Origin of the sequence: Citrobacter sp. Cf087 (genome assembly GCF_030334285.1) — a bacterium.
In the GTDB taxonomy this organism is placed as follows: Bacteria; Pseudomonadota; Gammaproteobacteria; order Enterobacterales; family Enterobacteriaceae; genus Citrobacter; species Citrobacter freundii.
Genome location: NZ_JAOWED010000032.1, coordinates 39,381 through 60,879, shown reverse-complemented (window position 1 = coordinate 60,879; position 21,499 = coordinate 39,381). Strand labels below are relative to the sequence as shown.

Annotated in this window: 21 protein-coding genes; 16 read left to right on the top strand and 5 right to left on the bottom strand. The window is 53.0% G+C overall.

Annotated elements, in window-relative coordinates:
* Positions 1 to 140 precede the first annotated feature (140 nt).
* Positions 141 to 1,859: a DUF4153 domain-containing protein gene (locus tag OGV57_RS21890; RefSeq protein ID WP_046671282.1), complete on the top strand. Its 1,719-nt coding sequence runs from the start codon at positions 141 to 143 to the stop codon at positions 1,857 to 1,859.
* A gap of 109 nt (positions 1,860 to 1,968) precedes the next feature.
* Here OGV57_RS21890 and hslO read toward each other — a convergent pair whose 3' ends face one another.
* The 4 genes from hslO to igaA form a co-directional block, all read right to left on the bottom strand.
* Positions 1,969 to 2,847 carry an Hsp33 family molecular chaperone HslO gene (gene hslO / locus OGV57_RS21885; RefSeq protein ID WP_003023531.1) on the bottom strand — a complete coding sequence of 293 codons (879 nt, stop codon included), beginning with the start codon at positions 2,845 to 2,847 and terminating at the stop codon, positions 1,969 to 1,971.
* A gap of 24 nt (positions 2,848 to 2,871) precedes the next feature.
* A complete protein-coding gene (gene hslR / locus OGV57_RS21880; RefSeq protein ID WP_003837900.1) occupies positions 2,872 to 3,273 on the bottom strand; it encodes a ribosome-associated heat shock protein Hsp15 in 402 nt (133 codons plus the stop codon).
* Positions 3,274 to 3,283: 10 nt separating this feature from the next.
* On the bottom strand, positions 3,284 to 3,952 hold the full coding sequence (yrfG, locus tag OGV57_RS21875; RefSeq protein ID WP_003023533.1) for a GMP/IMP nucleotidase: 669 nt from the start codon (positions 3,950 to 3,952) through the stop codon (positions 3,284 to 3,286).
* Positions 3,953 to 4,014: 62 nt separating this feature from the next.
* The gene (gene igaA, locus OGV57_RS21870) at positions 4,015 to 6,150 is read right to left on the bottom strand and encodes an intracellular growth attenuator protein IgaA (RefSeq protein WP_054528853.1); all 2,136 of its coding nucleotides are present in this window, start codon (positions 6,148 to 6,150) and stop codon (positions 4,015 to 4,017) included.
* A 322-nt stretch (positions 6,151 to 6,472) separates the two neighbouring features.
* On the opposite strand from igaA, the gene nudE reads away from it, so the two are divergent.
* Positions 6,473 to 7,033: an ADP compounds hydrolase NudE gene (nudE, locus tag OGV57_RS21865; RefSeq protein WP_003023537.1), complete on the top strand. Its 561-nt coding sequence runs from the start codon at positions 6,473 to 6,475 to the stop codon at positions 7,031 to 7,033.
* Positions 7,034 to 7,153: 120 nt separating this feature from the next.
* Here the strand turns inward: nudE and mrcA are convergent, their stop codons facing one another.
* Positions 7,154 to 9,706 (bottom strand): peptidoglycan glycosyltransferase/peptidoglycan DD-transpeptidase MrcA, encoded by a 2,553-nt coding sequence (mrcA, locus tag OGV57_RS21860; RefSeq protein ID WP_003837905.1) that lies wholly within the window; start codon positions 9,704 to 9,706, stop codon positions 7,154 to 7,156.
* Positions 9,707 to 9,826: 120 nt separating this feature from the next.
* On the opposite strand from mrcA, the gene OGV57_RS21855 reads away from it, so the two are divergent.
* The 14 genes from OGV57_RS21855 (at position 9,827) to OGV57_RS21790 (ending at position 21,453) form a co-directional block, all read left to right on the top strand.
* Positions 9,827 to 10,606 carry a type IV pilus biogenesis protein PilM gene (locus OGV57_RS21855; RefSeq protein WP_032950388.1) on the top strand — a complete coding sequence of 260 codons (780 nt, stop codon included), beginning with the start codon at positions 9,827 to 9,829 and terminating at the stop codon, positions 10,604 to 10,606.
* Positions 10,606 to 11,145, top strand: a complete 540-nt coding sequence (locus tag OGV57_RS21850) for a PilN domain-containing protein (RefSeq protein ID WP_003837909.1) — start codon at positions 10,606 to 10,608, stop codon at positions 11,143 to 11,145. Before OGV57_RS21855 ends, OGV57_RS21850 begins: the two co-directional genes overlap by 1 nt.
* Positions 11,129 to 11,584, top strand: coding sequence for a HofO family protein (locus OGV57_RS21845; protein ID WP_044713870.1), 456 nt, complete (start codon positions 11,129 to 11,131; stop codon positions 11,582 to 11,584). The genes OGV57_RS21850 and OGV57_RS21845 overlap by 17 nt, the downstream gene beginning before the upstream one ends.
* Positions 11,574 to 11,987: a HofP DNA utilization family protein gene (locus OGV57_RS21840; protein ID WP_032937259.1), complete on the top strand. Its 414-nt coding sequence runs from the start codon at positions 11,574 to 11,576 to the stop codon at positions 11,985 to 11,987. The genes OGV57_RS21845 and OGV57_RS21840 overlap by 11 nt, the downstream gene beginning before the upstream one ends.
* Positions 11,890 to 13,137: a DNA uptake porin HofQ gene (gene hofQ / locus OGV57_RS21835; RefSeq protein ID WP_032937260.1), complete on the top strand. Its 1,248-nt coding sequence runs from the start codon at positions 11,890 to 11,892 to the stop codon at positions 13,135 to 13,137. Before OGV57_RS21840 ends, hofQ begins: the two co-directional genes overlap by 98 nt.
* Positions 13,138 to 13,541: 404 nt before the next feature.
* Entirely contained in the window at positions 13,542 to 14,063 is a 522-nt protein-coding gene (gene aroK, locus OGV57_RS21830; protein ID WP_003023552.1) for a shikimate kinase AroK, read from the top strand.
* A gap of 57 nt (positions 14,064 to 14,120) precedes the next feature.
* Positions 14,121 to 15,209 (top strand): 3-dehydroquinate synthase, encoded by a 1,089-nt coding sequence (aroB, locus tag OGV57_RS21825; protein WP_003837915.1) that lies wholly within the window; start codon positions 14,121 to 14,123, stop codon positions 15,207 to 15,209.
* Positions 15,210 to 15,305: 96 nt separating this feature from the next.
* A complete protein-coding gene (damX, locus tag OGV57_RS21820; protein ID WP_032937261.1) occupies positions 15,306 to 16,607 on the top strand; it encodes a cell division protein DamX in 1,302 nt (433 codons plus the stop codon).
* A 117-nt stretch (positions 16,608 to 16,724) separates the two neighbouring features.
* The gene (dam, locus tag OGV57_RS21815; RefSeq protein ID WP_003023558.1) at positions 16,725 to 17,561 is read left to right on the top strand and encodes an adenine-specific DNA-methyltransferase; all 837 of its coding nucleotides are present in this window, start codon (positions 16,725 to 16,727) and stop codon (positions 17,559 to 17,561) included.
* 17 nt (positions 17,562 to 17,578) lie between these two features.
* On the top strand, positions 17,579 to 18,256 hold the full coding sequence (gene rpe / locus OGV57_RS21810; RefSeq protein WP_003023561.1) for a ribulose-phosphate 3-epimerase: 678 nt from the start codon (positions 17,579 to 17,581) through the stop codon (positions 18,254 to 18,256).
* Positions 18,249 to 19,007: a phosphoglycolate phosphatase gene (gph, locus tag OGV57_RS21805; protein ID WP_003837920.1), complete on the top strand. Its 759-nt coding sequence runs from the start codon at positions 18,249 to 18,251 to the stop codon at positions 19,005 to 19,007. Before rpe ends, gph begins: the two co-directional genes overlap by 8 nt.
* The gene (trpS, locus tag OGV57_RS21800; RefSeq protein ID WP_003023564.1) at positions 19,000 to 20,004 is read left to right on the top strand and encodes a tryptophan--tRNA ligase; all 1,005 of its coding nucleotides are present in this window, start codon (positions 19,000 to 19,002) and stop codon (positions 20,002 to 20,004) included. Before gph ends, trpS begins: the two co-directional genes overlap by 8 nt.
* A gap of 165 nt (positions 20,005 to 20,169) precedes the next feature.
* Positions 20,170 to 21,075 (top strand): GntR family transcriptional regulator YhfZ, encoded by a 906-nt coding sequence (yhfZ, locus tag OGV57_RS21795; protein ID WP_044713866.1) that lies wholly within the window; start codon positions 20,170 to 20,172, stop codon positions 21,073 to 21,075.
* Positions 21,076 to 21,090: 15 nt separating this feature from the next.
* Positions 21,091 to 21,453: a hypothetical protein gene (locus tag OGV57_RS21790; protein ID WP_003023568.1), complete on the top strand. Its 363-nt coding sequence runs from the start codon at positions 21,091 to 21,093 to the stop codon at positions 21,451 to 21,453.
* The last annotated feature ends 46 nt before the right edge of the window (positions 21,454 to 21,499 follow it).

Below are 21,499 nucleotides of genomic sequence, written 5' to 3'. Positions count from 1 at the left end.
TCACGTAAGAAAATAACGTAACTCATACATATACAATATCGATTCACTTCCCGTCGCGTTAGTCTGAAATCAGCCTACCAATGCTCAAAATTGTGAAGTTGATGCGATAATTAGCTTTTCCCTTCATTCTGGAAACTGACATGGATAGTGCTGAAATTTCACGTACAACGCGTTTGGGCATGATATTTATCGGCCTGCTGCAGGGGGCATTATGCTACCTGCTGATGACATATCTGGTGCCCCATAACGACGGCTGGCTGTTCTATGGCATGCCTGCGACGATTGCGATCACCTCGGCACTTTTGCTTACTGTCGTTTCTTTCAAACAACGCGCGCTGTGGTATTGGATGGCGCTGATCTTTGTTGTGGTGCTGGCGATGAGCGTCTGGCTAAAGTGGCAAGTCGAGGACAGTGATAAGTGGCGGCAACATGAAGTTTTTATGTTCTACGGTTGGCGCTTACTGCTGATGGCGATGCTTGCCTTGCCCTGGATTCAGTACTCGCTTCATGTCTCTCGTGAGCAGGCGCGTTACCCGCATTTTTATCGGCAATTGTGGCTTAATGCGTTGACGTTGCTGATTGTCTTTGTCGCCAACGGTCTGTTCTGGCTGGTGCTCCTGCTATGGAGCGAGATGTTTAAGCTGGTCGGTATTCCCTTCTTCAGCACGCTCTTCTTTGATACCGACTGGTTTGGCTATGTGGCCTTTGGTCTGATTACCGCACTGGCAGTGGTACTGGCTCGTACACAGTCGCGTTTGGTCACGGCGGTACAAAAATTACTGACGTTTATTGCCACCGGTCTGTTACCTCTGGTCGCGCTGTTGGCGCTGATGTTCATACTGACCTTGCCCTTCACTGGACTGGAGGCTATTTCGCAACGCGTGTCTGCGGCCGGGTTGATGTCAACGCTGACGCTGCTCCTGTTGCTGTTGATGGCTATCGTGCGTGAACCGCAAAAAGAGGCGTTACCCTATCCTGGCGCGTTACGCTACCTGATCAAATGCTCTCTGATTGTCGCGCCCATCTATATGCTGATTGCTGGTTGGTCACTGTGGGTGCGAATACAGCAGTACGGTTGGACGCCTGAGCGTTTGTATGGCGTGCTGGTGGTCGTGGTACTGCTGGTATGGTCGTTTGGCTATCTGGCCAGCATTTTACGCCGCGGGCGCAATCCGCTTGAGCTTCAGGGGCCGGTCATTCTTGGCGTTTCGTTGCTGGCGTTGGGGCTGTTGGTTCTGCTGTCGTCGCCGGTTATTGATGCCTGGCGTATCAGCGTTAACAGCCATATGGGGCTGTATCACAGCGGGAAAATTAAACCGGATCAGGTCAGCCTGTATATGTTGGATCACAGCGGAAAACCGGGGCGCGCAGCGTTGGAAGCATTACAAAAAGATGTGGCGTTTAATCAAGACAGTAAGCGCAGACGCGACTTGAATTCTCTGCTGCAAGGGAGCCGGGATCCGGTTAAAGAGCTAACCGCAACACAGTTAGTATCGAAGGTTGTGATTGCTCCGGGGAGCGAGAAGCCAGACGATGCGTTCTGGACGTTTGTCAAAGCACAGGGGTATCGCATCACCTCTTGTGCTGAGCAGAATGCGTGCGTATTGGTGAGTCAGGACCTCAATGCGGATGGTCATCCTGAGCAGGTGCTATATGCTTTTGGCGATGGGGAGAGTCTGGTCTTCGGCATGCAGAAAAACAAATGGGATTTGTTAGCTGTTGCCAGGCTACCTGAAGGATTCAATAAGGATAAATTGCTGCAGGCGGTGGCGAATCAGCAACTGGGTTCAGCCCCCAGAATCTGGCGGGATATCACTATTGATGGCAAAAGACTGCCGATGACTTATTACACCGAGTGAGTGTGTTGCCGGCAGCGTTTATGCCGGATAGCGGCGCGAACGCCTTATCAGGCCTACGACAGTTTTTCCGTAGGCCTGATAAGCGCCGCGCCTTCAGGCAAGACGGTGATTAATGCACCTGTGGATCGGCAGGGGAGGCGTTGCTGCGGATCTCTGCAATATCCATGGCGTTAAACAGATAGTGGCTACCGCAGTAATCGCAGTGCATATCTATCTCGCCTTCTTCCGCCAGAATGCTGTCAACTTCTTCGTCCGGCAACGTTTTCAGTGCGCCTGCGCAGCGTTCGCGTGAACAGGTGCATTTGAACTCAACGTCCTGCGGATCGTAGAGAGTAACCTCTTCTTCGTGGTATAAGCGCCACAGCACTTCGTTGGCCGGCAGCGTCAGCAGCTCTTCGGCCTTGATGGTTTCGGTCAGGGCGGTCAGGTGATCGAAATCATCTGCCTGTGCGTTTTGCGCCGGCATCACTTGCAGCAGCATTCCGCCAGCAGCGGGTTTGCCATCAACGTCGCCAGTGCGGATGAACAGGCGTGTCGGCAGCTGTTCGGAACGCATGAAGTAGTCTTCCAGACAGGCTGCCAGCGTGTCACCTTCCAGACCGACCACGCCCTGATAACGCTCGCCTTCTTCCGGGGTAATGGTGATCACCAGGTAGCCGTTGCCCACCAGGGTTTTCAAATCGGCATCTTCAGGAATATCACCCTGCATGCGGGCCACGCCGCGCATCTGCTGATTGTTGTTGCCGTTGATGACGGCCAGGCTCAGCGGACCATCACCCTGCAACTGCACAGTGATATCACCGGCAAACTTCAGCGTAGCGGTGAGCAGGCTGGTGGCAACCAGCAGCTCAGCCAGTACGTTTTTGACCGGCTGCGGGTAAGTATGATTTTCGAGGATCTGTTGCAGGGTTTCCGAAACGGTCACCAGCTCGCCGCGCACGGCAAAGTTTTCAAACAGATAACGATGTAATTGGTCATGTTGCGGCATAATCATCTCTCTTGCAGGTGACAGTCACTCGCTGTCGCCATGTTTAAATCGTAACAGGTCGCGGCGCTCTTTCTTGTCCGGTCGCCTGTCCGGGTGCGGCATGGTTAACGCGTTAAGTTTACGCGCCAGCGCCATTTTTTCGCGTTTTTCCACGCTTTCCGCGGTTTCTTCATACAGCGTAACGGCTTCCGTTGCCGGGCGACGCTGCTCGGTAATGGCCTTGATAATGACCGTTCGCTCGTCATTTCCCTGGCGAAGGGTGAGGGTGGCGTTCAGCTCGACAATCTTGCTCGGCTTACTGCGCTGGCCGTTGTAGTGCACCTTACCGCCTTCAACCATTTCGCGGGCTAGCGCACGCGTTTTGTAAAAGCGTGCAGCCCACAGCCATTTATCCAGCCTGACTTCAGCAGAGGGCTTTTCTTTCATGGCGTCTCCTTCACATCAGTGAGGGGATCAGTCGGCGGTAGTCATTCAGTGACGGATGGCGTGCGTACTGCTTTTCGGCGATGCCGGAGTCGGGATTGGTCACGCCGAGGCAGTAACGAATACCGTACAGAGCAGCGGCGTCGAGAATGGGTTCGCTGTCGTCAATAAACAGCGTCTTCTCTGCACTCATTCCCGTTTCTTCAGCCACAGCGTGCCATAACCGCTGATCCTCTTTGGGATAACCAAATGTGTGGGTGGAAAGTAATAAATCAAGGTGTGAGGCCAGACCGGTATGCTCCAGCTTCACCGCCAGATTATGCGGATGCGCGTTGGTGAGCAAAATACGGCGCTTGCCGCTGGCTTTTAAGGCATCAAGAAACGGTACGGTATCTTCACGCAAAACGGCGCGTGGTCCCTGTTCCGTTGTCATGGCGCAAATATCCAGATCCAGGCACTCGCTCCAGTAATCCAGGCAGTACCAGTTTAGCGTATGCTGCACGGCATGATACTGCTGACGAATATAGTCCTGGGCTTCCTGGGGAGAGATACCCTGCTTCGCGCCATAGGTTTCCGGCACCAGTTTTTGCCAGAAATAGTTATCGAATGCCAGGTCGAGCAGCGTGCCGTCCATATCTAACAACACGGTGTCGACATCCTGCCAGGCAATATTGATATGCATGGAAACTCCCCACAAGAAAACATGATGCGCGACAGAGTAGCATATCCTGTCGTGCGAGCGTGTTATCGAATCAGGCTTTCCGGGTCGTCAATCAGCGTTGGATTCAGGCAACTTTCGTAGTAGCTCTGAATTTCCGCGATGCGGGTGCGGTGACGCTGGTAGCGTCTGAATGCCTGCACGCTGTTGTAGACAGCGCATCCGAGCATGGAGAACATCAGCAGCGTCGTGCCAAGGTAGCGCCATAACCCTGAACGATCCGGGATACGGTGCAGGCCAATGTGCTGGGTGCCATTGGCGTCAGTCGAAATATTGGTGACGATCCCCTCTGCGCGAAATGGTGTCTGCATCAGCATCTGCGCCAGGCGCTGGAAGGCGTTCCACTGTTCCTGGGGAGGATAGTCATATAGCGAGGTCGTCGGCCACGGCTGATCGACCAGATCGCTGCCTTCATCGCTGATAATCAGGAAACCGCCGGGAGCAGGGCTATTCAGCGCCTGGGCCGCTCGCGCAGTCTCGCGTGAAATAAATGGTGCCGTAGAGGTATTCACCAGATTATCTAACGACTCAGCGCTTACCGGACGCAGCAGCACGTTCACCCCATCCAGTTTGCCTGCGTTCGCTCGCTTTACCAGCGCGGCCCAGTCTTTGCTGTTACCGAGGTTAACCAGCGCATTCTTTAAGCGTACACATTCATCTTTGGCTGCACACAGATCGGCCGTTTTCAGGACAATCTCACCAAAATCGTCCAGTAACACCATGCCGGACTTTTGGATTGCCGAGCGTAGTGATGCGCTGACGCGAGAGTCATCGTCAGGTTTGGGATGCAGCTGGCGGTTCACGGCCTGCGTGAGCGCAGTGGCCTTATTCACCAAATCGGATTCGGGCAGTGGTAATGCGCGTGCGTCATTCCAGATAATTTGTGAGCAATCGAAAGGCATAAACGGCGTGGTGGGCTGCGCATTCCAGCTCCCTTGGGTATGAATATTACACATACCCGTACCGCTCAGGTGCAGCGTATCACCCACGCGAACGCCCGCGTTTTCGAGCTGTTTAACGCTGGTGGCTTCGATAGTTTGCGCGCCCTTCATCCAGGAAAGCGTGACCTTTATCGGCATATCCAGCGGGATCCAAAACAGCAGCATCAGCAGTACCAGCAACGAGCCGCCAGCGATGACGGCGTTGCGCAGCCAATGTTGCAACGGGAAATTTTTGACTTCATCGTGCAGAGATAAAAAACGCCCCTGGCGGACAACGTGGCGATCGAGATAAATATCGATATCCGTTTGCTGGCCAAGGTCTTGGGCGATGTAAGGTTGCCAGTGAGGTGGGTAGATCAGATCGATAATACCCAGCGAGATATTATTAATTTGCTCCTGGTCGTTTTCGCCAAACAACCCCCAGCGACGCGGCGTACCGCGCAGACAATGAATTTCCCGCAGGGCGGTATTGGGCGGCGGGGCGAATAATCCCCACAGACCCGCAGCTAACAGCAACACCGCGCCACCGACTGCCCACGGAACAAACGTATTCGGGATAACCAAACAGAAAAAGAACAGCAGGAATGATGCGGTTATCAGCAACGCCTCGCGCAATCCCGAAGGGCGGCTGAGCGCATATTCTTCATGGGTTTCCTGGCGAATATTCAGCAGTTCAATCTGCTCACTTTCTTCACCACGAATGGATGCCTGGGTAGAAGCGGTGTGCTGCAACGCATAGCCACGCGCTTCCTGCATATATTCCTGCAGCGTATGGCCGTTCAACGAGATAACCAGCGGTATTGTATTGGTATGGATTATCTCAACGCTGTTTTCGTCATTGATGTATTGTTCCCAGAAAGGGGGAAGGTGCACCTCAACGGAATCAAGATAGTAGCGCCATTTGTTAGGATCGTCGGTGGTGATGCCGTAACGTGTAATCGAACGAGTAAGCACGATGACGCTATTACTTTGGGCATTCAACGTTAATGAGACTGGCGCAGAACTGGCTCCAGTTGGACCAGGTACTTGCTGAATTTGACTAAGGCTTTCGAGATAGTTTTCGACGGCACTGCGTTCTTCAGGCGCGAGTTTACGTTTCGAGGCGTCTGAGAAGACGCTGCTCAAGGGTAAATTTTTCTGCCTGGATTTTGATTTGAGTAGCCATCCTGCAAGCAATGAGCAGGCCAGCAAAGCAGCTAAAAAAATCAGAATGGTGCTCATGCTTTCCCCATCTTACTTAGTCTGTCAGGCGTGGTCAGTCGCACCCTGTTCAATATTCGTGATTCTGTGGTTGGCTATCGGCAAGTGTGGAGTCGAACTTGAGCATCTTTAAGTACAGCCCAGTAAAAGCGAATCATAGCAAAATCACTAAAAATGGAATATCAGCAAATTCCTGGAGTTATTTCAACCTATTGACTTTTAATTTGAAATAGGGATTAACTTTTAGTACGTTACATAAATGTAAATAAACGGCAATTCACATTGCCGAAACCGTGCGGTATATCGCACAATAACCCCAGATTTCACAGCAAAGATCCTCACAATGAGCAAATCATTACAGAAACCCACGATTTTGAAAGTGGAAACCGTCGCCCAATCCCGGCTGTTTAAAGTCGAAAGCGTGGACCTTGAGTTCAGCAATGGCGTACGCCGCGTTTATGAACGTATGCGTCCATCCACGCGTGAAGCGGTAATGATTGTGCCGATTGTTGACGACCACATGATCCTCATCCGCGAGTACGCAGTCGGGACCGAATCTTACGAACTGGGTTTTTCCAAGGGATTAATCGATCCTGGCGAAAGCATTTTTGAGGCGGCGAATCGGGAGCTGAAAGAAGAGGTGGGGTTTGGCGCAAAAGATCTGACGTTTTTAAAGAAACTCAGCATGGCACCATCTTATTTCTCCAGCAAGATGAACATCGTGGTGGCAGAAGATTTATATCCTGAATCGCTGGAGGGTGATGAACCTGAGCCATTGCCGCAGGTGCGCTGGCCGCTGGCGCATTTGATGGACCTGCTGGAAGATCCTGATTTTCACGAAGCGCGTAATGTCAGTGCGTTGTTCCTCGTACGCGAATGGCTGAAAGGGCAGGGGCGATTGTAGTTTATATTGCCGGATGGCGGCTGACGCCTTATCCGGCCTACAGAGTTCAGCACTTTCAAATAATTGCGCCGAAAATGTAGGCCGGATAAGACGCCCCTGGCGTCGCCATCCGGCAAAAGATTAGAATAGTTCGTGCGTCTCACCATTATCGATAATGGTCGTCCCCACTTCATGCACCGCCTGTTGCGTCGGCTGAGTGCCTTCAATGAAGTACTCTGCGCGGCTATTGCCACCGCTTGCCAGTTGTCCTGTGCTGCGATCGATATTGACCGTTACGATACCCGGTGGCGGCGTCAACGGCTGTTCAGGCACGCCTTCCAGCACGGACTTCATGTAGGCATCCCATGCTGGCTGCGCACTCTTCGCACCGCCTTCGTAGCCGGAGATTTGGTCTTTGATCGCGCCGGAAGCTGTCGTATGGCCAAGGTTGCGGCGATGATCATCAAAGCCGATCCATACTGACGTCACCACGCCTGGTCCGTAACCGGAGAACCACGCATCTTTAGAGCTGTTGGTGGTTCCGGTTTTCCCGCCGATATCATGACGCTGTAAATCGCGACCTGCGCGCCAACCGGTTCCCATCCAGCCTGGTTCACCAAATATATTGGTGTTCAGCGCGCTTTTAATCAGGAAGGCCAGCGGTGTGTTGATCACGTGCGGAGCGTATTCCTGTGTGCCGCTTTGCGCGACCAGTGCCTGGTTAGCCTGCTCAAGCTGCGGCATAGGCACGGCGGCATTCTGCTGTTCCTGCGAGACGGCGACATCTTCTACATTACTGTTTTCCAGCACGTTAGATTTCTGGGTATCGCCGTAAATCACCGGAATATCGCATTCCGGGCAGGCAATTTTCGGCTTCGCTTCGAAGATAACGCCGCCCATATCGCTTTCGATCTTACTGATGAAATACGGATCGACCAGGAAGCCGCCGTTAGACATCACTGCGTAACCGCGCGCCACCTGCAACGGTGTGAACGAAGCCGAACCCAGCGCCAGTGACTCGGTATGCACAATGTTCTGTGCCGGGAAACCGAAACGTTGCAGATACTCTGCCGCGTAATCCACGCCCATGGCGCGCATGGCGCGTACCATCACCACGTTTTTCGACTGACCCAGCCCCTGACGTAAGCGGATAGGACCGGCGTACTGCGGCGGGGAGTTCTTCGGCTGCCAGTCGGAACCAGCACCGGCATCCCAGCGGGAGATTGGCACGTCATTGAGCATGCTCGCCAGCGTCAGACCTTTATCCATCGCGGCGGTATACAGGAATGGCTTGATGTTAGAACCCACCTGGCGTAACGCCTGCGTTGCACGGTTAAACTTGCTCTGGTTGAAGTCAAAACCACCAACCAGTGCCAGCACCGCGCCGTTTTGCGGATTGATGGAGACCAGTGCGGAGTTGACGTCTGGCACTTGCGCCAGCCACCAGGCATCGCCCACCTGGCGTACCCAGATTTGCTGGCCGGCCTGTACCACGTCGGTCACTTTGCGCGGCGTTGGGCCTTGTTGAGTATCCGAGCGGTAAGGACGCGCCCAGCGCATGCCATCCATGCGTAATGACACTGACGTACCATCCGCCAGCGCGGCAATGGCTTCCTGCGGATTGGCACTGGTAACAACCGCCGGTAACAGCGGTCCATAAGTCGGCAGCGCTTTCAGCGTATCGGTGATTTTTTTGCTGTCCCAACTGCTTTCGCCCACTTTCCACAGCACGTTCGACGGGCCGCGGTAGCCGTGGCGCATGTCGTAATCCATCACGTTGTTGCGTACTGCCTGCTGAGCTGCCTGCTGTACTTTGCGTGTAATGGTGGTGGTGATGCGATACCCGTCTTCATAGGCTTTCTCACCATAACGGTTATACATCTCCTGGCGCACCATTTCAGACAGATACGGTGCAGAGAAAGCGATTTCCGGCGCGTGGTAGTTGGCGTCAATGGCCTCGCCGCGCGCCTGATCGTACTGGGCCTGCGTGATGTAGTTTTCGCTCAACATACGCGACAGTACAACGTTACGTCGCGCGGTTGCCCGGTCCATCGAATAGAGAGGGTTGAAGGTTGACGGCGCTTTTGGCAGACCGGCAATCACCGCAATTTCACTTAAGCTGAGTTGATCCACCGTTTTACCGAAATAGACCTGCGCGGCAGCACCCACACCATAGGCGCGATACCCCAGGTAAATCTTGTTCAGATACAGCTCGAGGATCTCATCTTTACTCAGCAGTTGTTCAATGCGGATCGCCAGGAACACTTCTTTGATCTTACGCATCAGCGTACGTTCCGGGCTCAGGAAGAAGTTTCTCGCCAACTGCTGGGTAATGGTACTCGCCCCTTGCGACGCGTGACCAGAGAACAATGCTACGCTGGCCGCACGGAAGATCCCCACCGGGTCTACCCCGTGGTGCTCATAAAAGCGGCTGTCTTCTGTGGCGATAAAGGCTTTAACCATTACCGGCGGCATCTGATCCAGCGTGACCGGGATTCGACGTTTCTCGCCATACTGCGCGATTAGCTCGCCGTCAGCGCTGTAAACCTGCATCGGGATCTGTAAACGCACATCTTTGAGCGTCGCGACGTCAGGTAATTGCGGCTCGATATAGCGATAAAGGCCATAAATCGAGCCTGCTCCCAGCAGGATGCAACATACTGCAAGGATTAATAAATACTTTACGAACTTCACTGGAGATTTCCCATTTAGTGGCATTTGGGCAGTTTATAAACAAACGCGCGGTAGTATAAAGGCAAGCCAGACGCATTGATATACCCGTTAAAGCGACGGGTGATAAGGAGATCATCAGCAATGGCTTTCAATATCTGGAAAATTGGTCTGCATATTCAGCAACATGAAGTGCTGGCTGTCGCTATCGTTCGCGAAGCATCAGGTTGGTATCTGCAACGCTGGTGGCGTATACCGCTGACGCCTCAGGTTATCGTCGATGGCCACATTCGCGAGCCTGAACAGCTGGTCGCCGCGCTACTGTCGTGGAGCCGGGAGCTCCCTCGCCGACACCATATTCATCTCTCTTTTCCCGCCAACAGGACGTTACAAAAAAAGTTTCCTCGTCCGACAATGACGTTACGTGAGCCAGAGCAAACCGCATGGCTGTCCGGTTCGATGGCGCGTGAACTGGATATGGCGCCGGATGCACTGCATTTTGATTATAGCGAAGACACGTTGAGCCCGGCGTTTAACGTCACTGCTGCGCAAAGCAAAGAGATTTCAGCGCTTCTGACGCTTATCCAAACCCTGAAGGTGCAGGTTACGGCGATTACCCCGGACGCCAGCGCGTTACAGCGATTTATTCCCTTCCTGCCGGAGCATCACCAGTGTCTGGTATGGCGTGATGATGCCCAGTGGTTATGGGCGACCCGTTCAGCATGGGGACGTAAATCAACGGGCGATATTGGCCGTATCGAGGAGCTTGCCACGACATTATCTCTGCCCACGACAGTCATTGCGCAATGCTCCCCCGGCGGCTTCGATCCTTTAAGCGCCGTGTCTGTACGCCAGCCGCCCATTCCAACGCAAAGCCATCACTTCGCCATTGCGCTGGGACTCGCTATGGGGGGCGTGTACTGATGATTGCGACCATTAATCTTCTGCCCTGGCGTCAGGCTCGGCGTTACGCTTGCCTGCGCTTCTGGGGCATCTTATTTAGCGCTTCACTCTTGCTTAGTATTGGCGTGTTGTTGCGCTATTACAGCGCTTTGAGTGTAGAAAATCGGGCTGAATTGTTGCTGGCAGACGCCGAAAAGACGCGGGCTGAGGCCCTCATGGCGCTGAAGCCGCGTGTGCAACAGCGCCAGCAACGATGGCAGCAGGTTCAGGCGCGGAACAAACAGCGTGAGCAGACCCGAAGCTGGCAGCGGGCTTTGCAAGGGCTGGCGGAATTACTGCCGGAGCAGGCGTGGTTAACAAAAATGACCTGGCAGGAGGACACGCTGGAACTGACGGGAAACACACTGAACTTTGCCGCATTGAAGGCATTGGAAGCGCAATTACGCCAGTTGCCGTTGTTTATGTTGAACAGCCCTGGAGAAACGCAGCAGGATGCGCAGGGACGCTGGCAATTCCACTTTCGACTGACACGGAGCGGTGCGCATGATAACGCTCTGTGATGTCTGGTTAGCGCAGTCGCCACGCTTTCGACTCATATGCTGGTGCGGCTGGATGTTGGGGTTACTCATACTGGTGACGCTATGTCTTTACCCCTTAGCGCGGGAGCGGACTATGCAACGCGAGTCGCTGGTCCAGCAACGTGCGGCTATTCAGATGCAATGGCGAGATGTATATCTGCTGGCGGCATCACCAGCAGAGTCTGAAGAGAAACTGACCCTGTTCTCCCCGCTGCTGTTTCAGAATTCACTTACCCGTCTTATCCACTGGCAACCCTCAGCTCAGGGGGGAGAGATGGCGCTGATATCGGCCTGGGATGCTATCCCGCTGACGTTTGTCCAGTTGGCGGCTCAGGGGATGAACGTCAGCCGATTTTCGCTTAGCGCAGAAGGTACGGAGCTGCTGCTAACGCTAAAGCTGGAGCGCCTGAATGATGGTTGAGCGCTGGCTGTTGATATGCGTAAGCGTACTGATGCTTACCGGTATGCGTAATCCCTTCCTGCCGCCGGAGGACCGTTGTCAAATTGCTGAGCTGTCGACATGGCGTTTTCAGGGCATGGTGAGTCAGGGCACACGACCCATCGGCATCGTTCAGGATAGCCAGAAAAAATGGCTGCGGGTTAAGCGAAATGACGTCCTGAAAAACGGTTGGACGATTATGCAGATAACGGCCCAGAACATAACTCTCGACACAGAAAAAAACTGCGAACCGCCGCGGTGGCAGTGGCAGCGACAAGGAGCGGTAAATGAAGCGATGGATAGCGTTGATACTAATGGCACTGGCGGTTGGGATAACAAGCGCGCTGGCGACGAAACCGCAAAACGTGACGCTGGTAGTCGATGATGTGCCGGTTACGCAGGTATTGCAGGCGCTGGCTGAACAAGAACAAAAAAACCTGGTGGTTTCGCCGGATGTCAGCGGTGTGCTGTCGCTGCATTTGACGGATGTCCCCTGGAAGCAGGCATTGCAGACGGTGGTGAAAAGCGCCGGTCTGGTATTACGCCAGGAGGGCAATATTCTGCATGTGCATTCTGTTCAATGGCAGAGTGAAAATGCGGCTCGTCAGGAAAACGAGCAGGCGCGGATTCAGGCTAGTCTTCCGCTGGAACATCGCAGCATCATTTTGCACTATGCTGATGCCACCGAGCTGGTAAAAGCCGGAGAAAAGCTGCTCAGTGCCAAAGGAAGCATGACGGTGGATAAACGAACCAACCGCTTACTGCTGCGTGACAATCGTGTTGTTCTCAACACCCTGGAAACGTGGGTGGCGCAAATGGATTTGCCGGTTGCCCAGGTTGAACTGGCGGCGCATATCGTCACCATTAATGAGAAAAGTTTGCGTGAGCTGGGGGTGAAGTGGTCACTGGCTGACGCACAACAACCGGGGGCGGTTGGGAATGTCACAACGCTTGCCAGCGATCTCTCTGTAGCCACCGCCACATCCCGTGTGGGATTTAACATTGGCCGTATTAACGGTCGTTTACTGGAACTGGAGTTGTCTGCGCTGGAGCAAAAACAGCAACTGGATATCATTGCCAGTCCACGATTACTGGCATCTCACCTGCAACCTGCCAGTATTAAGCAGGGCAGTGAGATCCCTTATCAGGTCTCCAGCGGTGAAAGCGGTGCGACATCCGTCGAGTTCAAGGAAGCGGTACTGGGGATGGAGGTGACGCCAACGGTGTTGCAGAAAGGGAGAATCAGGCTGAAACTGCATATCAGCCAGAATGTTCCGGGACAGGTTCTACAGCAGGCAGATGGCGAAGTGTTGGCTATCGACAAGCAAGAGATTGAAACGCAGGTCGAGGTAAGAAGCGGCGAGACGATTGCGCTTGGCGGGATTTTTTCACATAAGAATAAATCCGCAGCCGACAGCGTGCCGCTATTAGGCGACATTCCCTGGCTTGGCTCTCTTTTTCGCCATGATGGTAAAGAAGATGAACGGCGCGAATTAGTGGTCTTTATAACGCCCAGACTGGTTTCAACGGAATAACTTATGCATGAAAAGCCATTGTTTTTGCACTGAACACGTTTCAGGGATTTGACGTGAGGGTGTATTTAGCATACAAGGAGTACCGATTTGAGCGTCGGTACTTTTCTTTACTTATGCGGCAGTGAATACGCTTTGCCTTTCCGGTGGTGTGCCATAGGCTTATTGGGTGTCATTTGGCTGCGCGATACGTCGCCAGGTCTGATGTTTGCAGGGTAGCATGCCTGCCACGACCAGAAATGCGTTAGGTTTGGTGATTTATTCAGTTGCCAAACCCGCTTGAGTATTGAGATAATTTTCAGTCTGACTCTCGCAATATCTTATGAGGTTTCAGTTCATGTCCTGCTGCGCTGGGTGTCTGCGAAGCGGGTTTACCATTAACGAATAGTCTTAGTAGTACCGAAAAAATGGCAGAGAAACGCAATATCTTTCTGGTTGGGCCTATGGGTGCCGGAAAAAGCACTATTGGGCGCCAGTTAGCTCAACAACTCAATATGGAATTTTACGATTCTGATCAAGAGATTGAGAAACGAACCGGAGCTGATGTGGGCTGGGTCTTCGATGTAGAAGGTGAAGACGGCTTCCGTGATCGCGAAGAAAAAGTCATCAACGAGTTGACGGAAAAACAGGGTATTGTGCTGGCAACTGGCGGTGGCTCTGTAAAATCACGTGAAACACGTAACCGTCTTTCCGCGCGTGGCGTCGTGGTCTATCTTGAAACGACAATTGAAAAACAACTTGCGCGTACTCAACGTGACAAGAAACGCCCGTTGCTGCAGGTAGAATCACCGCCTCGTGAAGTTCTGGAAGCGTTGGCTGACGAACGCAATCCTCTGTACGAAGAGATTGCTGACGTGACCATTCGAACCGACGATCAGAGCGCAAAAGTCGTAGCAAACCAGATTATTCATATGTTGGAAAGCAACTAATTCTGGCTGAATACACACTCGTCTGCGGGTACATGTAACTAAGGTGGATGTCGCGTAATGGAGAGGATCACAGTCACTCTCGGGGAACGTAGTTACCCTATCACCATCGCGGCTGGTTTGTTCAATGAGCCAGCTTCATTCTTACCGCTGAAATCGGGCGATCAGGTTATGTTGGTGACCAACGAAACCCTGGCCCCCCTTTATCTCGATAAGGTTCGCGGCGTACTTGAACAGGCGGGTGTTAACGTTGATAGCGTTATCCTTCCCGATGGCGAGCAGCATAAAAGCCTGACGGTTCTGGATACGGTTTTCACCGCGTTACTGCAAAAACCGCACGGTCGTGATACCACGTTAGTTGCCCTTGGCGGCGGCGTGATTGGCGATCTGACCGGTTTTGCGGCAGCCAGCTATCAACGTGGTGTTCGTTTTATTCAAGTCCCGACAACCCTGTTGTCGCAGGTCGACTCCTCCGTTGGCGGCAAAACCGCCGTAAACCATCCCCTCGGTAAAAACATGATTGGCGCGTTTTACCAACCGGCCTCCGTGGTGGTGGATCTCGATTGTCTGAAAACGCTTCCTGCGCGTGAGCTGGCATCGGGGCTGGCGGAAGTGATCAAATACGGCATCATTCTTGACGGTGAATTTTTCAGCTGGCTGGAAGACAATCTGGATGCGTTGTTGCGTCTGGACGGTCCGGCGATGGCGTACTGTATTCGTCGTTGTTGTGAGCTGAAAGCAGAAGTTGTCGCAGCAGACGAGCGTGAAATGGGCTTACGTGCTTTACTGAATCTGGGGCACACGTTTGGCCATGCGATCGAAGCTGAAATGGGTTATGGCAATTGGTTACATGGTGAAGCGGTGGCCGCTGGTATGGTAATGGCTGCCCGTACGTCTGAACGTTTGGGTCAGTTCACCTCCGCTGATACGCAGCGCATCATTACGCTGTTACAGCGAGCAGGCTTACCGGTGAATGGGCCGCGTGAAATGTCCACTGAGGCTTATCTGCCGCACATGCTGCGAGATAAAAAAGTGTTAGCGGGAGAGATTCGTTTGGTGCTTCCGCGAGCGATAGGGAAGAGTGAAGTGCGCGGCGGAGTGTCGCACGAGGTGGTTCTTAACGCTATTGCTGATTGCCAGCAGGCGTAACAACAAGAAAGGTCAGGCTTACGTTGCGAAACGTAGGTCTTTTAGCTTCAGGTTATGTGCAAAGTCGTAAGCATTAACCTTTGAGTGGGGTGTTAAATGGATGAATTCAAACCAGAAGACGAGCTGAAACCCGATCCCAGCGATCGTCGTACTGGTCGTTCTCGTCAATCGTCTGAACGCGATAATGAGCCGCAAATCAATTTTGATGATGTTGATCTGGATGCTGACGATCGCCGTCCTGCGCGCGCACGCAAAGAGCGTGATGAAGAGCAGAACATTGAAGAAGAGTATGAATCTGATGACGATACCGTGGATGAAGAGCGTGTAGAACGTCGTCCGCGCAAGCGTAAGAAAGTCGCCAGCAAGCCTGCCTCCCGCCAGTATATGATGATGGGCGTGGGTGTTCTGGTACTGCTGCTGCTGATTATCGGCATTGGTTCTGCGCTGAAAGCCCCCTCATCTTCTTCCAATGAGCAGGCAGCATCTGGTGAGAAGAGCATCGATCTCTCTGGCAGCAATGCAACGGATCAGGCGAGTGCAACGACACCTGCAACGGGCGCAGAGCAGACTGCTGGCAATACCCAGCAGGATGTTTCCCTGCCACCGATTTCCTCTACCCCGACTCAAGGTCAGGCACCTGCGGCAACTGAAGGGCAGCAGCGTGTTGAAGTGCAGGGCGATTTGAACAACGCTCTGACACAACCGCAAGGCCAGGAGCAAGTTAACAACGCTGTAGTTAACTCTACGCTGCCGACCGAACCTGCGACCGTTGCGCCGATGCGTAATGGTAATGCTGCGCGCCAGACTGCGAAAACGGAAACGACTGAACGTCCTGCGGCTACGCATCAGGAACGTAAACAGGCCGTAATTGAGCCGAAGAGCAAACCGCAAACTACGGTGAAAGCGACGCCGACAGAGCCGAAACCTGTTGCCCAGGCAAAACCAACCGCAACTGCGCCGACTACCACAACCAAAGCGCCTGTGGTAACCGCTACGCCGAAAGCGACCGCTGAGCCGAAAGCAACCACGACGGCGCCAGCACAGACCGCAACGCCTGCGCCAACGGCGACAGCAACAACGACAACACCTGTTGCTGGCGGAGCGAAAAGTGCAGGTAACGTTGGAGCGTTAAAATCTGCGCCGTCCAGCCATTACACGCTGCAGCTCAGCAGTTCTTCTAACTACGACAATCTGAACGGTTGGGCGAAGAAAGAAAACCTGAAGAACTATGTGGTGTACCAGACGACGCGTAACGGTCAACCGTGGTATGTTCTGGTGACAGGCGTGTATGCGTCTAAAGAAGATGCGAAACGTGCAGTGTCTACGTTACCCGCTGATATTCAGGCGAAAAACCCGTGGGCAAAACCGCTGCACCAGGTTCAGGCCGATTTGAAGTAAGATAGGATATGTTCTGCAATGGTTTGCTGTTTCGCCCAATTGCGGGACAAAGACTAAAGCGCAGGATGCTGTCGGAGCTTTCTCCACAGCCGGAGAAGGTGTAATTAGTTAGTCAGCATGAAAAAAAATCGCGCTTTTTTGAAATGGGCAGGGGGGAAATACCCCCTGCTTGATGATATTAAACGGCATTTACCTCAGGGTGAGTGCCTGATTGAACCTTTCGTGGGTGCCGGGTCGGTGTTTCTCAACACCGACTTTTCTCGTTATATTCTTGCCGATATCAACAGCGACCTTATCAGTCTCTATAACATCGTGAAGACGCGTACCGATGAGTATGTGCAGGCTTCTCGTGAGCTGTTTATGCCTGAAACCAATCAGGCTGAGGTGTACTATCGGTTCAGAGAAGAATTTAATGCCAGCCAGGATCCGTTCCGCAGAGCAGTGCTGTTCTTGTATCTGAACCGCTTTGGTTACAACGGATTATGCCGTTATAACCTGCGCGGCGAGTTTAACGTCCCGTTTGGGCGTTATAAAAAACCTTACTTCCCGGAAGCCGAGTTGTACCATTTTGCTGAGAAAGCGCAGAATGCGGAGTTCCATTGCCTCTCCTATGAAGAGTGCATGGACCGTGCGGATAGCAACTCTGTGGTCTATTGTGACCCGCCTTATGCACCACTTTCGGCGACGGCAAATTTCACTGCGTATCACACCAACAGCTTTAGCCCGAAAGAGCAGGCGCATTTGGCCGAGATGGCAGAAAAGCTGGTCAGTAAGCAGATCCCAGTGTTAATTTCGAACCACGATACGCCCGATACCCGTGAATGGTACCGAGCGGCGAAACATTTTCAGGTCAAAGTGCGGCGCAGCATAAGCAGCAATGGCGGCACGCGTAAAAAGGTGAACGAACTGCTGGCACTGTATAAACCAGGAGTCGTAACGCCTGCGAAGAAATAAATCTCAAGGAGAAGCGGATGAAACAGTATTTGATCGCCCCCTCAATTCTGTCGGCTGATTTTGCCCGCCTGGGTGAGGACACCGCGAGAGCGCTGACTGCCGGTGCCGACGTTGTGCACTTCGACGTCATGGACAATCACTACGTACCGAACTTGACCATCGGACCGATGGTACTGAAATCGCTGCGTAAATATGGCATCACTGCCCCGATTGATGTTCACCTGATGGTGAAACCAGTCGATCGTATTGTCCCGGACTTCGCCGCCGCCGGTGCCAGCATCATTACTTTTCACCCGGAAGCCTCCGAGCATGTCGATCGCACTTTACAGCTGATCAAAGAGCATGGCTGTAAAGCGGGCCTGGTGTTCAACCCGGCAACGCCGCTGAGCTATCTGGACTACGTCATGGATAAGCTCGATGTGATCCTGCTGATGTCCGTTAACCCAGGCTTTGGCGGGCAGTCCTTCATCCCACAAACGCTGGATAAGCTGCGCGAAGTGCGTCGTCGCATTGATGAATCTGGCTACGATATCCGCCTCGAAGTGGACGGCGGTGTCAAAGTGAACAACATTGGCGAAATAGCTGCTGCAGGCGCAGATATGTTTGTCGCAGGCTCCGCGATTTTCGACCAACCAGACTACAAAAAAGTCATTGATGAAATGCGCAATGAACTGGCGAAGGTAAGTCATGGATAAGTTTCAGGATATTCGGGGCGCTGCATTTGACCTCGACGGTACACTGGTCGACAGCGCGCCGGGATTAGCCGCAGCGGTGGATATGGCGCTGTATGCGCTGGAATTGCCGGTTGCCGGAGAAGAACGCGTTATCACCTGGATTGGCAACGGTGCAGACGTACTGATGGAGCGCGCGCTGGCGTGGTCTCGTCAGGAGCGCGCGACATTACGTAAAACGATGGGTAAACCGCCCGTTGATGATGATATTCCCGCTGAGGAACAGGTACGTATTTTGCGTAAGCTGTTCGACAGATACTACGGTGATGTCGCAGAAGAGGGGACATTCCTGTTCCCTGATGTTGCCGACACGCTGGGCGCGCTGCATGCGAAAGGATTGCCGCTGGGTCTGGTGACCAACAAACCGACCCCGTTTGTCGCACCATTACTCGAAGCATTAGATATCGCCAAATACTTTAGCGTGGTCATCGGTGGTGACGACGTGCAGAATAAAAAACCGCATCCGGATCCGCTGCTGCTGGTGGCAAGCAAGCTTGGCATCAAGCCTGAGCAAATGCTCTTCGTAGGGGATTCACGCAATGATATTCAGGCGGCAAAAGCTGCTGGCTGTCCGTCCGTTGGCCTGACCTATGGCTACAACTACGGTGAGTCGATCGCGCTGAGCCAGCCCGACGTTATTTACGACCGTATTAATGAACTACTGCCCGCTCTCGGGCTTCCGCATAGCGAAAATCAGGAATCAAAAAATGACTAAGCCCATCGTTTTTAGTGGCGCACAGCCCTCAGGTGAATTGACCATTGGCAACTATATGGGTGCGCTGCGTCAGTGGGTGAGCATGCAGGATGACTACCATTGCATCTACTGCATCGTTGACCAACATGCCATCACCGTTCGTCAGGATGCTCAGCAGCTGCGTAAAGCAACGCTCGATACGCTGGCGCTGTACCTGGCATGCGGTATCGATCCTGAAAAAAGTACAATTTTCGTGCAGTCTCACGTACCGGAGCATGCACAGTTAGGTTGGGCACTGAACTGCTACACCTACTTCGGCGAGCTGAGCCGTATGACCCAGTTCAAAGATAAATCCGCACGCTATGCGGAGAACATCAACGCCGGCCTGTTTGATTATCCGGTACTGATGGCGGCAGACATTCTGCTGTATCAGACCAACCAGGTACCGGTTGGCGAAGATCAGAAACAGCATCTGGAACTGAGCCGCGATATCGCCCAGCGCTTCAACGCCCTGTATGGCGAGATCTTCAAAGTGCCTGAGCCGTTCATTCCTAAATCCGGTGCGCGCGTGATGTCGCTGCTGGAGCCGACGAAGAAAATGTCCAAGTCGGATGACAACCGCAACAACGTGATCGGTCTGCTGGAAGATCCGAAATCTGTGGTTAAGAAAATCAAACGCGCGATGACCGACTCTGAAGAGCCGCCTGTTGTACGCTACGACGTGCAGAACAAAGCGGGCGTTTCCAACCTGCTGGATATCCTCTCTGCGGTTACCGGCCAGAGCATTCCGGAGCTGGAACAGCACTTCGAAGGCAAAATGTATGGTCATCTGAAAGGTGAAGTCGCAGAGGCCGTTTCCGGTATGCTGACCGAGCTTCAGGAGCGTTATCACCGTTTCCGTAACGATGAAGCTTTCCTGCAGAAAGTGATGAAAGACGGTGCGGAAAAAGCCAGCGCACGTGCTTCTGTTACGCTGAAAGCCGTTTACGAAGCGATTGGTTTTGTCGCCAAGCCGTAATGCGCTCTGTGTTGTTGAAGAAACCGGGTTAGGCCCGGTTTTTTTTCGCCTGTTGGTTTGTGAACCTCAAAAAATGTGAAGCGCCTCGCCGTTTGCATATTTCCTCATTGCGTTATATCTTCACTTTAATGAAGATATAAATATTCAATTTACTGAAAATATAAAATGCGTCGGACATTTATCAAGAAAGAGGGGGTTGTGCTGACAACCCTGGCCCGTTACCTGCTCGGTGAGAAGTGCGGTAACAGATTGAAAACTATTGATGAACTGGCAGCCGAGTGTCACTCATCGGTAGGGTTAACCCAGGCTGCGTTGAAAACGCTGGAATCCTCTGGGGCAATCCGTATTGAGCGTCGTGGGCGCAACGGTAGCTATCTGGTGGAGATGGATAACCGTACGCTGCTAAAGCATGTGGATATTAATAACGTGGTCTGTGCGATGCCGCTGCCTTACACCCGTTTATATGAAGGGCTGGCGAGTGGGCTGAAAGCGCAGTTCGATGGGATCCCGTTTTATTACGCACACATGCGTGGGGCTGATATTCGCGTGGAATGCCTGCTAAACGGCGTCTACGACATGGCGGTGGTTTCTCGTCTGGCGGCGGAAAGTTACCTTGCTCAGGACGGGCTGCGTATCACGTTGGCGCTGGGACCGCATACCTACGTTGGCGAGCATCAGCTAATTTGTCGCAAGGGCGAATCTGCAGATGTAAAACGTGTCGGGCTCGATAACCGTTCGGCGGATCAGAAAATCATGACCGAGGCCTGTTTTGGCAACCGTGACGTTGAATTGATCGATATGCCTTATCACGAAAGCTTGCAGCGCATCGCGAAAGGGGATGTGGATGCGGTTATCTGGAACGTGGTTGCCGAGGCCGAGCTGGCGGTACTGGGGTTAGAAGCCACGCCGCTCACCAACGATCCGCGATTTCTGCAGGCCACGGAGGCCGTGGTACTTACCCGCGCAGAGGATTATGCGATGCAGCAGCTACTGCGCGCCGTTGTTAACAAAGAGGCGCTGCTTGCCCACCAACAACGTGTGGCGAACGGTGAACAGGAACCCAGTTATTAAGTGAAGGCAAACGACATGGAAAACAGGCTTAACCTGCTGTGTGAAGCAGGCGTTATCGACAAGGATATTTGTAGCGGCATGCTGCAAGTGGTCAGGCGGTTGGATGAAGAGTGGCGTTTGCCGATTCACAGCGAGCAAGGAACCATGGCGATGACCCATATGGCGAGTGCGTTAATGCGCAGCCGCCAGGGCGAAGTGATTGAAGCGCTGGATGGCGAGTTGCTGGAGGAGTTGGCGCAATCTCATCTCTGGCCAACTATTTTGCTGGTACATCAGGCGCTGATGAAAGAGTTTACGGTGGCGCTGCACGCGAATGAAGAAGGCTATATGCTGGCGAACTTGTATGGATTGTGGATGGCGGCGAACGAAGGCGTCTGAAATCAATGGGGAATGAGCTTATTGCATCTTAAATATTCAAAAAAAT

Bases quoted from the DNA above. Each gene is read 5' to 3' on its own strand.
- OGV57_RS21890 (WP_046671282.1), top strand. From the start codon at position 141: ATGGATAGTGCTGAAATTTCACGTACAACGCGTTTGGGCATGATATTT.
- aroK (WP_003023552.1), top strand. From the start codon at position 13,542: ATGGCAGAGAAACGCAATATCTTTCTGGTTGGGCCTATGGGTGCCGGA.
- OGV57_RS21840 (WP_032937259.1), top strand. From the start codon at position 11,574: ATGATGGTTGAGCGCTGGCTGTTGATATGCGTAAGCGTACTGATGCTT.
- OGV57_RS21845 (WP_044713870.1), top strand. From the start codon at position 11,129: ATGATAACGCTCTGTGATGTCTGGTTAGCGCAGTCGCCACGCTTTCGA.
- yrfG (WP_003023533.1), bottom strand. From the start codon at position 3,952: ATGCATATCAATATTGCCTGGCAGGATGTCGACACCGTGTTGTTAGAT.
- trpS (WP_003023564.1), top strand. From the start codon at position 19,000: ATGACTAAGCCCATCGTTTTTAGTGGCGCACAGCCCTCAGGTGAATTG.
- rpe (WP_003023561.1), top strand. From the start codon at position 17,579: ATGAAACAGTATTTGATCGCCCCCTCAATTCTGTCGGCTGATTTTGCC.
- hofQ (WP_032937260.1), top strand. From the start codon at position 11,890: ATGAAGCGATGGATAGCGTTGATACTAATGGCACTGGCGGTTGGGATA.
- dam (WP_003023558.1), top strand. From the start codon at position 16,725: ATGAAAAAAAATCGCGCTTTTTTGAAATGGGCAGGGGGGAAATACCCC.
- yhfZ (WP_044713866.1), top strand. From the start codon at position 20,170: ATGCGTCGGACATTTATCAAGAAAGAGGGGGTTGTGCTGACAACCCTG.
- gph (WP_003837920.1), top strand. From the start codon at position 18,249: ATGGATAAGTTTCAGGATATTCGGGGCGCTGCATTTGACCTCGACGGT.
- damX (WP_032937261.1), top strand. From the start codon at position 15,306: ATGGATGAATTCAAACCAGAAGACGAGCTGAAACCCGATCCCAGCGAT.
- OGV57_RS21850 (WP_003837909.1), top strand. From the start codon at position 10,606: ATGATTGCGACCATTAATCTTCTGCCCTGGCGTCAGGCTCGGCGTTAC.
- aroB (WP_003837915.1), top strand. From the start codon at position 14,121: ATGGAGAGGATCACAGTCACTCTCGGGGAACGTAGTTACCCTATCACC.
- hslR (WP_003837900.1), bottom strand. From the start codon at position 3,273: ATGAAAGAAAAGCCCTCTGCTGAAGTCAGGCTGGATAAATGGCTGTGG.
- hslO (WP_003023531.1), bottom strand. From the start codon at position 2,847: ATGCCGCAACATGACCAATTACATCGTTATCTGTTTGAAAACTTTGCC.
- igaA (WP_054528853.1), bottom strand. From the start codon at position 6,150: ATGAGCACCATTCTGATTTTTTTAGCTGCTTTGCTGGCCTGCTCATTG.
- OGV57_RS21855 (WP_032950388.1), top strand. From the start codon at position 9,827: ATGGCTTTCAATATCTGGAAAATTGGTCTGCATATTCAGCAACATGAA.
- nudE (WP_003023537.1), top strand. From the start codon at position 6,473: ATGAGCAAATCATTACAGAAACCCACGATTTTGAAAGTGGAAACCGTC.
- OGV57_RS21790 (WP_003023568.1), top strand. From the start codon at position 21,091: ATGGAAAACAGGCTTAACCTGCTGTGTGAAGCAGGCGTTATCGACAAG.